The sequence below is a fragment of the Algoriphagus confluentis genome (genome assembly GCF_036245625.1).
Taxonomy (GTDB): Bacteria; Bacteroidota; Bacteroidia; order Cytophagales; family Cyclobacteriaceae; genus Algoriphagus; species Algoriphagus confluentis.
The window spans coordinates 20,067-32,567 of record NZ_BTPD01000003.1 but is presented as its reverse complement, the minus strand read 5'-3'; the positions used below and the strand labels follow the sequence as shown (position 1 = coordinate 32,567).

Here is a 12,501-nt window from a genome sequence, read left to right as displayed (position 1 = left end):
GTCAAAGCTTAAGTAACAGCATGGCCACACCAAAATATACAGCTAGACCCAAAAGGTCATTGGTGGTGGTGATAAAGGGGCCGGAGGCGATAGCCGGATTGATCCCAAACCGGTTCAATACTATCGGTGTGACTGTCCCCATAAAAGAAGCCAACAAGACGACGCAGAAGAGTGAAAAACCAACGGTAACCCCGAAAATCGGCTCAAACCCATACAAAAATACCACCACGCAGAATACAAAAGCACCCAATACCACTCCGTTGAGCAAGGCTACAAAAAGCCCTTTGACAAAGCGCTGAAAGGGCGTATCATCAAAGGCAGACTTGCTGGCCAGGGACTGCACGATCAAGGAGGAAGCCTGAATTCCCACATTGCCTCCAGTCGCCGCCACTAAGGGGATAAAAGAGGCTAAGGCCAGGTACTTACTCAGTCCATCCTCAAAAAATCCAATGATTTTTGCTCCCATCAATCCTCCCATCACCCCAATCAGAAGCCAAGGTAAACGGGCTTTGGAAATAGTAAACACGGAGTCGGATTCCTCAATATCCGCAGACACCCCGGCCATTGCCTGAATATCTTCATCGGCCTCTTCCTGGACTACATCGAGGATATCATCGACGGTAATTCTTCCGACCAGTTTGTTTTTCACATTGACCACTGGCACCGATTCCAAGTCATACTTTCTCATAATGGCAGCTACCTCTTCCTGGTCCATGGTCACAGGCACTGAAATCACATCCTCCTCATAGATGTCTTCTATCTTGGTATCGGAGGCCGCAAGAATGATTTTTTTTAAAGAAACCCTTCCCAGAAGTTGCTGACGATTATTGACCACATAGATCGAAAAAATCTTTTCCACGTTTTCGGCTTGTCTTCTGATTTCATTGATGGTCTGAAGGATGTTCCAGTTTTTATTGGCCCGGATAAATTCCTTGGCCATAATCCCCCCTGCAGTATCTTCTTCATAGCGGAGGAGTTCGAGAATCTGTTCCAGCTTGACCCGATCCTGGATTTCGGCGATGACCTCCTCTCTTTCTTTCTCCTGAAAAAAACTTAAAATATCCGCTCCGTCATCCGAATCCATCAATTCTATCCAGGAAGCGATTTCAGCTGTTTCCAATTCCCTCAAGACCCGACCCAAAGAGTCTTCATCCAGCTCGATCAGGATATCCGCAGCCAATTGCTTTTCCAAAAGACGAAGCACATAAATCGCCTCATTCATGCTGAGCTCGTCCAAAATCGCGGCAATATCCGCCACATTGACTCCTTCCAGGGATTCCTGAATGAACTCAATGTCGCCCTGTTCTATCCCCAGTTGGAGACTTTCCAGGTATTCTTTGGATAGCTCAAATTGCTTAATGGGTTCCACGACTGGCTTCTATTTTTTGGGTTAAAAACATAAAATCACTCACATCCAGCTGCTCTGCTCTCAGGTCCAGCATGGGATGAGTTTTGAATTCTTCAGGCAATTGGAAGGATTTAAGGCAATTTCTCAGTGTTTTTCTCCGAGTGCCAAATCCTGCTTTTACTACCTTAACGAAAAGCTTCTCATCGCAATCCAGCTTTTTGACACTGTTTCTGATAAGACGGATGACGCCGGAATTCACCTTGGGAGGAGGATTGAATACATGAGGAGGCACTGAAAAGAGGTAGTCAATATCGTACCATGCCTGCAGCAATACCGAAAGTATCCCGTAATCTTTATTTCCTTTGGGTGAAGCGATTCGCTGGGCTACTTCCTTTTGCAGCATGCAGACTACCTCGGTGATTTTATCCCGCTGCTCGAGGACTTTGAAGAAAATCTGAGAAGAAATATTGTAGGGGAAATTACCCGCTATGGCGTACTTCTCAGGCAGCAGGCGGGAAAAATCATATTTCAGATAATCTCCTTCCAGAATCCTTTCTCCCAATTGGGGATATTTTTTGTGGAGAAAAGCAATACTCTCCCGGTCGATATCGATGAGGTAAACCCTCAGATTTCCCTGCAAAAGAAAGTCGGTAAGCACTCCCATGCCAGGTCCAATCTCCAAAACGGCCTCTACCCCACCATGCCCGGTGACAGCTTGAGCAATTCGCTCGGCAATGGTCAGGTCGGTCAAAAAATGCTGTCCCAAATGCTTTTTTGCTCTGACCTTTTCCATCCTAGGGCTGTGATTATTTTTTATAAATTGCAGCCTTAAAATTAAGGGAATATTCCAAAAGGCTTGGGAATTTTCTTCTTTATAGCTTTTCCAAAGAAATATGAACGCGAAAAAAAATCGGCCAATTTTAGGCATCAGCATAGGAGACATCAATGGTATAGGACTGGAAGTCACGCTAAAGGCACTCTCCGACAACCGGGTTTTTAAGTCCTTTACCCCGGTGATTTATGGTCATGGAAAGGCAGTAGTGTACTATCGAAAGCAACTCAGCCTCGAAAGCTTTAATTTTTCCCAAATCCGATCCATTGAAGAAGTACAATACCATAAGGTCAATGTGATCAATGTGGCCGAAGACTGTCCTGAAATCCTTCCGGGAGTCGAAACCCAAGAAGTAGGGAAGTTTGCTTTGGCATCTCTTCAAGCCGCAGTGGAAGATCTGAAAACGGGGAAAATCCAAGGCTTGGTCACTGCCCCTCTCAACAAAAACAATATTAACAGTGAGGAACTTCGCTTCATTGGCCATACCGAATTCATTACGGATGCTTTTGGGGCCAAAGACAGTCTGATGACCATGATTTCCGATGATTTGAGAATAGGATTGATTACCGGACATCTGCCCTTGGCCCAAGTTCCAAATGCGATAACCAAAGAGAAAATCATCCAAAAGACCACTATTTTTCTCCAAAGCTTAAGTCAGGACTTTGGCATCAACAAACCAAAAATTGCGATTTTGGGTCTGAATCCGCACGCAGGAGAGGACGGCTTGCTTGGAGAGGAGGAGGAAAAAGTGATCAAGCCGGCCATCCGAGAGCTGAAGGACAAAAACCACTTGGTATTTGGCCCCTATCCAGCCGATGGTTTTTTTGGAATGATGCACCAAACCAAATTTGACGGGGTTTTGGCTATGTACCACGACCAAGGACTGGTTCCGTTCAAGTCCATGGCATTTAGCACGGGTGTCAATTTCACGGCTGGATTGCCCGTAGTGAGAACTTCTCCAGACCATGGCACTGCTTATAATATAGCGGGTAAAAACCTGGCAGACGAGGGGTCGATGAGGGCAGCTTTGCTGCTTGCCTCTGACATAATCACCCTCCATCAGCAGGAGGAAGTAGAAATTTGATTAGAAAATTAGCCCATACACCAAATAATATTTTACTATGTGCTTCCTGATTCCTGAATAAATCCCTACATTTGCGGTCTTAAATCAGGAGGAGAAATCGTGAAATTCTTGAAAACCTTTGATATTGAAGTCATTAAGTTCAAAGAAGGGCAACACGAATTTGACTTTGAAATCAATGAAATCTTCTTCAGACATTTTGAAGACAACGAAATCCTGGATAAAGGCAACTTGACCGTACGGGTCTTGATGGACAAAGGGCCGAATTTGATCGAATTGGAATTCCAAATCCAAGGCACGGTCGAACTGACTTGTGACAGAAGTTTGGAAGTTTTTGATTATGAATTAGAAACCTCCGAAGTGATGATCTATAAGTATGGCCCCATCGAGCAAGAGATTGACGAAAACGTGAGCATGATCACCAGAGATACCCCATCAATCAATGTAGCCCAATTGATTTATGAATTTATCCTACTTGCTCTCCCTGCCAAAAAAATTCATCCCGACCACAGAAATGAACTCGATGAGGAGGACTACGATGTGGAAGGTGGATTTGTCTACATTCAATCTGAAGAAGAGGAAAATCTGGAAGAGAGCAGTGAAACTGAAGAAAATGAATCAAAGCCGGTTGACCCACGGTGGGAACAACTGCTGAAATTAAAAAACAAAGAACAATCATAAACCACGCATAAAATGGCACATCCTAAACGCAAAATTTCGAAAACCAGAAGAGATAAAAGAAGAACTCATTACAAACTGGAAGCACCTGGATTGGCAAAATGCCCAACTACAGGAGAAATGCACTTGCCTCACAGAGCCTTCTGGCTTGATGGTAAATTGTACTACAAAGGACAAGTAATCATCGAAAAAGAGATTCAGGCTTAATCTAAAGTCAGACTTAGTGAAAATCCATCCTCCCCAAGGGATGGATTTTTTATTTTTAATCAATCGGAATATCCTGATAATGAGGGAATTCAAAAAGCTTACCTGCTTGGGTCTTGGTGGTCAGGTGGCATTATACTATTTTTGACGCCTATCATTAATTCTGGATCAAACCAACCCAGCCAATGACGCATCTATTCCTGTGCAGTCATTGAAACCCCAAGAAGAATGGATAAAATTAGAGCCAAGGTCACAGGGATTCAAGGATATGTTCCTGAGTACCGACTGACCAACAAAGAACTGGAAACCCTGGTCGAAACCAACGACGAATGGATCACCTCAAGGACCGGGATCAAAGAAAGAAGGATCCTTAAAGGTGAAAACCAAGGAACTTCAGTAATGGGAATAGAGGCAGTCAAAGGCCTGCTGGAAAAAACCGGAACTGATCCAAAGGAAATCGAACTGATCATTTGCGCGACCGTCACCCCGGACATGCCTTTTCCTGCTACTGCCAATATCATTGCAGATAAAGTAGGCGCAAAGAATTCCTTCAGCTTTGACGTAGGGGCGGCTTGCTCCGGATTTTTATACGCCTTACAACTTGGCGCTCAGTTTATCCAGGCTGGTACCCACAAAAAAGTAGTGGTAGTAGGGGCTGATAAAATGTCCTCCATCGTGGACTATCAAGACCGAACTACCTGTATTCTTTTTGGTGATGGGGCCGGAGCGGTGTTGCTTGAAGCCACTACTGAAGAGTTTGGAATCATGGATGCCATTCTCAAGGCAGACGGTTCGGGTGAACCCTATCTTCACATGAAGGCCGGAGGTAGCCGCAAACCAGCTTCTCCGGAAACCATCGCCCAGCGGGAGCACTTTGCCTATCAGGAAGGGGCAACCGTATTCAAATTTGCGGTGACCAATATGGCGGATGTAAGTGCTGAAGTGATGGAAAGAAACGGGCTGAAAGGCGAAGACATCGCTTGGCTTGTACCTCATCAGGCCAATAAACGGATCATTGATGCCACCGCTAACCGTATGGGAGTTGGCCCGGACAAAGTGATGATGAATATCGAAAGATACGGCAACACGACGGCTGCTACCATTCCACTTTGCCTTTGGGAATATGAAAAACAATTGAAAAAAGGCGACAATCTAATTTTAGCCGCATTTGGAGGTGGTTTCACTTGGGGATCGATCTATCTCAAATGGGCCTACGACCCGAAATAAAACAACAGAAAAAGTAAATTATGGCAAGTACTGCAGATTTTAAAAATGGACTTTGTCTGGAAATGAACAATGATATTTATTCCATTGTGGAGTTCCAGCATGTCAAGCCTGGAAAAGGAGCTGCTTTCGTAAGAACCAAGCTGAAAAGCCTCAGAAGTGGAAAGGTATTGGACAAAACCTTTTCCGCAGGTGAAAAAGTAACCACCGCGAGAGTAGAAAAAAGACCCCACCAATTTCTTTACAAAGACGATCTTGGACATCATTTTATGGATACCGAGACTTTTGAACAAATGTCTCTGGAAGAGCATCTGATCGAGAGAGCCAATCTTCTAAAAGACGGGCAATTGGTCGATATTCTTGTTCATGCTGAGACAGAGACTCCGCTGTCTGTGGAGCTTCCTCCTTTCGTGGAATTGATGGTGACCTACACCGAGCCTGGAATCAAAGGAGACACTGCCACCAACACCCTGAAGCCTGCCACGGTAGAGACAGGGGCTACAGTGATGGTTCCCCTTTTCGTGGATCAAGACACCATGATCAAGGTCGACACTCGGGATGGGTCCTATTCCGAAAGAGTAAAATAATTTGTTATTGGCTGTGTCATTTCTGTAAATTACATAGCCTTTTTGTTTTTCAACCCCAACCAATGTCTAGGACATTGAACAAACCAAAACCCTATGAAAGCTAAAGAGATTCAGGAACTGATCGATTACATTTCCAACTCAGGCTTGGCAGAAGTCAAGATAAAAACAGAGGAATTCGAACTTTCCATCAAGAAATACGCAGAATCAAGTGCAGCTCCTGTACAGCAAGTGGTAGCAGCTCCTGCACCAGCTCCGGTAGCATCCGCTCCGGCTCCTGCACCTGCCCCGGCTCCTACTCCAGCGGCGACACCATCCAACCTTCTTGAGATCAAATCCCCGATGATTGGAACTTTCTACCTCACTCCCAATCCTGATGCAGCGCCATTTGTCACTGAAGGCGCGACAATCAAAGCTGGTCAAACCGTCTGCATCATTGAGGCAATGAAGCTTTTCAACGAAATCGAATCTGAAATTTCAGGTAAAATTGTGAAAATCTTGGTCAGCAATGCTACTCCTGTAGAATACGATCAGCCCTTGTTCTTGGTAGACCCAGCAGGTTGATTTTTTCACTAAACCTAAAAAAGCGTGTTTAACAAAATTCTAATAGCAAACCGGGGAGAAATAGCCCTCCGAATCATCCGTACCTGCAAGGAAATGGGGATCAAAACTGTGGCTGTTTATTCCACCGCTGACAAGGACAGTCTCCATGTCCGATTCGCAGACGAAGCTGTATGTATCGGTCCTGCACCCAGCAGAGAATCCTACCTCAATATCCCAAGAATAATCGCAGCTGCCGAGATTACCAACGCCGATGCAATCCATCCAGGCTACGGATTCCTTTCCGAAAACGCCGAATTCTCCAGAATCTGTGAAGAATACGGAATCAAATTTATCGGAGCCTCTCCCGACATGATCGGAAAGATGGGAGACAAAGCCACCGCAAAAGCCACCATGAAAGCTGCCGGTGTACCCACCATTCCTGGCTCTGATGGGCTGTTGGAAAGTGTGGCTCAAGGCAAAAAAATAGCTGCCGAAATGGGCTATCCGGTCATTCTGAAAGCTACTGCAGGAGGTGGTGGAAGAGGAATGCGGATCGTCAAAGAAGAAAAAGAATTCCAAAAAGCCTGGGACGATGCAAGAATGGAGTCGGGAGCTGCTTTCGGAAATGATGGACTCTACCTCGAAAAATTTGTAGAGGAACCCAGGCACATCGAAATCCAGATAGTCGGAGACCGAACCGGCAAGGCTTGTCACCTATCCGAAAGAGATTGCTCCATCCAACGAAGACATCAGAAATTAGTCGAAGAGACACCTTCTCCCTTCATTACGGACGAACTCCGGGAGGAAATGGGGAAAGCGGCCATCAAAGGAGCTGAAGCCATCAAATACGAAGGAGCAGGTACCATTGAATTCTTGGTAGACAAGCATCGCAACTTCTATTTTATGGAGATGAACACCCGAATTCAGGTGGAGCATCCCATTACAGAGGAAGTCACCGACTTTGATTTGATCAAAGAACAAATCAAGGTAGCTGCGGGAGAGACCATATCAGGAAGAAACTATTACCCAAAGCTCTTTGCTATGGAATGTAGAATCAACGCAGAGGATCCGACCAACGGATTTCGACCTAGCCCTGGAAAGATTCTCAACCTACACCTCCCAGGAGGAAGAGGCGTACGCGTCGACTCCCATGTCTATGCAGGATATGTGATTCCACCGAATTACGATTCCATGATTGCCAAGCTGATTGTAAGTGGCCAGTCTCGGGAAGAGGTAATCGTGAGGATGAAGCGGGCTTTGGAGGAATTCGTCATCGACGGGATCAAAACCACTATTCCTTTCCATATAGCCTTATTGGAGAACAAGCAATTCAAGGAAGGGGATTTCACCACGAAGTTTTTGGAAACATTTGACTTCTCGGTGATCAAAGGGTAATGCTGTTCTAATTCTTATTGGAAGAGGCTGTCTCAAAAGTGAAGTTTGTCACATTGAGTGAAGTCGAAATGTCCTCCGGAAAGCTGGAAATGGCCTTCGATTTCGAGACTCCCGTCTCTCAAGCGCTCAGGCTGACAACAAAACGATTTATGAGACAACCTCTTTTTTTTATTTCTGTCTACCAATATCCCCCACCCGAAGAAACCGCTAATGCATAAATCCCAAAAAGTATCCCCAGAGCACTTAACAAACCGAGGGCAACTGTTGCTTCGGTACTTACTCTCCTAGTGTAAAGTCGCTCGATCTCCCCGATTGGAAATTCAAAATTCTGGCTTGGATATACCCTTTTTCCATTTTTTCCCCAAAGCTTCCCTACAACCTTATCCTCCTTCACCTGAATGAAAGTCATCTTGTAAGTTTCTTCAGAAAGAGTAATGAGGTGAATCTTATCTCCTTCTATCAGTTTGTGTAGAGATTCTTTGACAAAAGGACCATCTTGCAGCTCTTTTGAAACTTTTGGCTGTAGATTTTCCACGTTTCTATAGGTTTTGCAGGAAAAAGTAATCCCAAGAATTGCCAAACCTAAAGCGAAATGAAGTACAGATTTTTTCATAGGACCAATATTTCCAGCAAGGTAAATTCACTCGAAATCAAATCCTTATGCGTTTGCTCTTAACTTTATTGATTATCCAAAATGACGGATTTTTATTTTGCAAATAGCACTAAAGAGGATCATTAATTCGGTAATTTATGATTTGACTTGATCAATATTTTTGCAATAAAGTCAGGATGCCTTTTTTAAAATTTTTCCATAACTTTTAGCCTAAACAATTTTCCCAAATGTCCGCCTTGTCGAAAATTCTTGCTGCTTCTCTTGCCCTGACCTTAGGATTAGCTTCCTGCAAAACTTCCTCCACAGATCAGGCGGACCTTTTGGCTACAGATCAGGTCAGCTATAATTTTCACATTCGTCCCATTCTATCTGACAAATGCTTTGCTTGTCACGGTCCGGATGCCAATAAAAGAGAAGCCGATCTCAGACTGGACACAGAGGAAGGGGCCTTTGCCTCACTGAAAGAAAACCCGGGAAAGTTTGCATTAGTCTCAGGCAATCCATCCGAATCGGAAGTCTATCACCGCATCACCTCAGCAGATCCCGGAGAGGTAATGCCACCACCTGAATCCAATCTTTTCCTGACAGAATCAGAAATTACCCTCATCAAAAAATGGATCGAACAGGGTGCAAAGTATGAGCCCCATTGGGCTTTCATGCCTATTGAAAAGCCCCAAATTCCCAAATCAGACTGGGGATCAAACGAAATTGACCCTTTTGTCTTCCAAAAAATGAAAGAAAGAGGCTTAAGTCCCAATCCTGAAGCCAACTCATTCGCCTTGATCAAAAGAGCCAGTTTAGACCTTACGGGGCTTCCCCCTAGTCCCGACTTGCTTACCAAGTATGCAGGATTTAAAAACGGAAACACCTACGGTAAGCTCTTGGATGAACTTCTCTCCCAACCTGCCTTTGGAGAAAAATTGGCCATTCTCTGGCTCGATATTTCCAGATACTCAGATAGCTATGGATATCAGGACGATGAATTTCGGTCCCAATGGCCCTACAGGGACTGGTTGATTCATGCTTTCAACAAAAACTTGCCATACAATGAATTTCTCACTTGGCAGCTAGCCGGGGACCTTATACCTAATCCCACCAAAGAGCAAATCTTGGCTACTGCCTTCAACAGAAACCATAAGTACACCGAGGAAGGGGGCGTCATTCCTGAGGAATACCGCATCGAATATGTATTGGACAAAACCAATACTTTCAGTAAAGGAATCTTGGGAATCACCATGGAATGCGCGCAATGCCATGACCACAAGTACGATCCCTTTTCTCAGCAGGAATACTATGAGCTTTTTGCCTTCTTCAATAATTCCAGAGAGAAAGGATTTGAAGGGGATATCAGCCAAACCAAACCAGCCAAAACTCCCATTCTCTGGGTGGAACGAGAGGACTTGGACGGAATTCTCAGCTTCATAAATCACCCAGACACTACCCAACTCCTCATCTCGGTGATGGGGGAATTGGACGAATCAGAGAAAAGAACCACCTACATTCTGGACCGAGGAGTTTATGATGCTCCCACAGTCCCTGTGACTGCCTCTACTCCCTCCTCCATTTTGGAATTTGATGAGGCCTATGAGAAAAACCGCCTCGGACTGGCCCAATGGGCGACATCAAGAGAAAATCCACTTACCTCCCGAGTATTTGTCAATCTGATCTGGCAGGAAGTCTTTGGAAAAGGAATCGTCAAATCCGCAGGAGATTTTGGAATGCAGGGAGATCTGCCCACACACCCTGAACTGCTTGATTGGTTAGCAGCCGACTTCATGGAGAATGACTGGGATATCAAGCGGCTTTTGAAGCAAATCATGAGCTCCTCTACCTATCGTCAGTCTGCAGAAATCTCCAAAAAACACCTCGAAATAGATCCGGAAAATCTGTACCTCTCCCGTTCTTCAAGATTGAGATTACCGGCTGAAAATATTCAGGACTTAATCCTGGCAAGCAGTGGGCTACTAGTCACGGAATTGGGAGGTCCGAGCGTCAAGCCCTATCAGCCTTCCGGACTTTGGGAAGCGGCTACTTCAGGCCGTGGCACATTAGCTACCTACATTCAAGACGAAGGAGAAAAACTTTACCGAAGAGGCATCTACAACTTCATCAAACTGACAGTACCTCCACCCAAAGCGATCATCTTTGATTCAAGCAATCGCGACCGCTGCGAAATCTCCCGAAACCGCACCAACACCCCGCTACAGGCCTTGGTAATGATGAATGACCCCATGGTCTTGGAAGCAGCGAGGGTCTTGTCTACCAAGCTTTCAGAAAAGCATACCAACCCCGAAAAAGCAATAGAGGAAGCTTTCCTTCGGATCCTTTGTCGGGAAATGAAATCCCAAGAAAAAAACCTTCTGAAAAAGTATTTTGATGAAGAGCTGGAGTATTTCAATACCCATCCAGAAGAGGTTGAAAAGACTCTGAATATAGGAGAGTATCCGATGAGCACAAGTGCTATCACAGCAGAAAATGCAGCTTTGATGCAAGTCATTATGAGTCTTTATAATTTGGAAGAAACCATTACCAAGAGCTAAAATGGAAAAGGAAATAGTAGAGCAGGGATTGAATCACAACCGAAGGAAGTTTCTTTCCAGACTAAGCTTAGGCATAGGAAGCGTGGCATTGGGTTCCTTGATGATTCCGGATTTGTTCTCAGGCAAAAGTGGAAGTGAAGAGGCAATCATGCAGGCCCTGCCTCATTTTGCACCGAAGGCCAAGCGAATCATTTATTTGTTTCAAAACGGAGCTCCCTCCCAGTTGGAAACCTTTGATTACAAGCCCTTATTGACCAAAAACTTTGGACAGGAACTGCCCGAATCTATACGAATGGGGCAGCGATTGACCGGAATGACCGCGGGTCAAAGCTCTTTCCCATTGGTGGGTTCCTACTTCGAATTCAATCAATACGGACAAAGTAGAGCCTGGATTTCCTCTCTCTTCCCTCATTTAGCTTCGGTAGTAGACGACTTGTGCATAGTCAAATCCATGCATACCGAAGCGATCAACCATGATCCGGCATTGACCTTCTTCCAGACTGGAGCCCAAGTGGGCAATCGCCCCAGCATGGGTTCTTGGCTCAGCTATGGCCTGGGAAGTGAAAATGAAAATCTTCCTGCCTTCTGTGTCCTTCTGAGCCGCGGCAAAGGGAATGGGCAAGGTGTATATTCCAAGCTTTGGTCCAGTGGATTTCTCGATGCGAGGCATCAGGGAGTCCAGTTTTCCAACTCGGAAGACCCGGTGCTCTACCTCTCCGACCCGGATGGAATGACTAGGGATCAGCGAAGAAAAATGTTGGACCACTTAGCTGCAATGAACGATTTAAGCTATCGAGAATTCAACGACCCGCAGATCACCACCAAGGTGCAGCAATACGAAATGGCCTTTCGCATGCAGACTGCTGTACCAGAAATAACGGACGTAAGTAAAGAACCCGATAGCATAGTAAAGCTGTATGGACCGGAATGTTTGGTGCCCGGAACCTATGCGGCCAATTGCCTTTTGGCGAGGAAACTCTCCGAAAATGGCGTTCGCTTTGTTCAACTTTACCATCAGGGATGGGATGCTCATGACAACCTGCCCAATCAGATGATCGGTCAAGCCAAGGATGTGGACCAAGCCTCGGCAGCTTTGATTACCGATCTTAAGCAACGAGGCCTATTGGACGAAACTCTGGTGATTTGGGGTGGGGAATTTGGCAGAACCAATTATTGTCAGGGAAAGATTGCCCCTACGAATTATGGACGGGATCATCACCCCAGGGCCTTCTCCATTTTTATGGCCGGAGGCGGAGTCAAATCCGGGATGGTCTATGGAGAAACAGATGATTTTGGATACAATATCACCGAAAACCCGGTTCACGTTCACGATTTCCAAGCCACAGTGCTTCATCTGATGGGAATAGATCATGAAAAGCTGACCTACAAGCATCTGGGAAGACGGTATCGACTGACCGATGTCCATGGTAAAGTAGTCAAAGACCTGATTGCCTGATTT

12 protein-coding genes are annotated in these 12,501 nt (G+C 45.3%); 9 read left to right on the top strand and 3 right to left on the bottom strand.

Annotation, left to right across the window (positions count from 1 at the left end):
- Nucleotide 1: 1 nt before the first annotated feature.
- Complete coding sequence (gene mgtE / locus AAA943_RS04905; protein ID WP_338223115.1) at nucleotides 2–1,369, bottom strand: magnesium transporter; 1,368 nt, start codon at nucleotides 1,367–1,369, stop codon at nucleotides 2–4.
- Nucleotides 1,356–2,141, bottom strand: coding sequence for a 16S rRNA (adenine(1518)-N(6)/adenine(1519)-N(6))-dimethyltransferase RsmA (rsmA, locus tag AAA943_RS04900; protein WP_338223114.1), 786 nt, complete (start codon nucleotides 2,139–2,141; stop codon nucleotides 1,356–1,358). Before rsmA ends, mgtE begins: the two co-directional genes overlap by 14 nt.
- 100 nt (nucleotides 2,142–2,241) lie before the next feature.
- Between rsmA and pdxA the strand changes: the two genes are divergently transcribed.
- The 7 genes from pdxA (at nucleotide 2,242) to accC (ending at nucleotide 7,889) form a co-directional block, all read left to right on the top strand.
- Nucleotides 2,242–3,264 carry a 4-hydroxythreonine-4-phosphate dehydrogenase PdxA gene (pdxA, locus tag AAA943_RS04895; protein ID WP_338223113.1) on the top strand — a complete coding sequence of 341 codons (1,023 nt, stop codon included), beginning with the start codon at nucleotides 2,242–2,244 and terminating at the stop codon, nucleotides 3,262–3,264.
- Between the two features lie 99 nt (nucleotides 3,265–3,363).
- On the top strand, nucleotides 3,364–3,942 hold the full coding sequence (locus AAA943_RS04890; protein ID WP_338223112.1) for a YceD family protein: 579 nt from the start codon (nucleotides 3,364–3,366) through the stop codon (nucleotides 3,940–3,942).
- 12 nt (nucleotides 3,943–3,954) lie between these two features.
- Nucleotides 3,955–4,146, top strand: coding sequence for a 50S ribosomal protein L32 (gene rpmF / locus AAA943_RS04885; protein ID WP_338218932.1), 192 nt, complete (start codon nucleotides 3,955–3,957; stop codon nucleotides 4,144–4,146).
- A 225-nt stretch (nucleotides 4,147–4,371) separates the two neighbouring features.
- The gene (locus AAA943_RS04880) at nucleotides 4,372–5,370 is read left to right on the top strand and encodes a beta-ketoacyl-ACP synthase III (protein WP_338223111.1); all 999 of its coding nucleotides are present in this window, start codon (nucleotides 4,372–4,374) and stop codon (nucleotides 5,368–5,370) included.
- Nucleotides 5,371–5,390: 20 nt separating this feature from the next.
- A complete protein-coding gene (gene efp / locus AAA943_RS04875) occupies nucleotides 5,391–5,954 on the top strand; it encodes an elongation factor P (RefSeq protein WP_338218934.1) in 564 nt (187 codons plus the stop codon).
- Nucleotides 5,955–6,047: 93 nt separating this feature from the next.
- Complete coding sequence (accB, locus tag AAA943_RS04870) at nucleotides 6,048–6,515, top strand: acetyl-CoA carboxylase biotin carboxyl carrier protein (RefSeq protein ID WP_338223110.1); 468 nt, start codon at nucleotides 6,048–6,050, stop codon at nucleotides 6,513–6,515.
- 24 nt (nucleotides 6,516–6,539) lie between these two features.
- Complete coding sequence (gene accC, locus AAA943_RS04865; protein ID WP_338223109.1) at nucleotides 6,540–7,889, top strand: acetyl-CoA carboxylase biotin carboxylase subunit; 1,350 nt, start codon at nucleotides 6,540–6,542, stop codon at nucleotides 7,887–7,889.
- 178 nt (nucleotides 7,890–8,067) lie between these two features.
- Here the strand turns inward: accC and AAA943_RS04860 are convergent, their stop codons facing one another.
- Complete coding sequence (locus AAA943_RS04860) at nucleotides 8,068–8,502, bottom strand: hypothetical protein (protein WP_338223108.1); 435 nt, start codon at nucleotides 8,500–8,502, stop codon at nucleotides 8,068–8,070.
- Between the two features lie 227 nt (nucleotides 8,503–8,729).
- On the opposite strand from AAA943_RS04860, the gene AAA943_RS04855 reads away from it, so the two are divergent.
- Both AAA943_RS04855 and AAA943_RS04850 read left to right on the top strand, forming a co-directional pair.
- Nucleotides 8,730–11,042, top strand: coding sequence for a DUF1553 domain-containing protein (locus AAA943_RS04855; RefSeq protein ID WP_338223107.1), 2,313 nt, complete (start codon nucleotides 8,730–8,732; stop codon nucleotides 11,040–11,042).
- A gap of 1 nt (nucleotide 11,043) precedes the next feature.
- Nucleotides 11,044–12,498 carry a DUF1501 domain-containing protein gene (locus AAA943_RS04850; protein ID WP_338223106.1) on the top strand — a complete coding sequence of 485 codons (1,455 nt, stop codon included), beginning with the start codon at nucleotides 11,044–11,046 and terminating at the stop codon, nucleotides 12,496–12,498.
- Nucleotides 12,499–12,501: the final 3 nt, after the last annotated feature.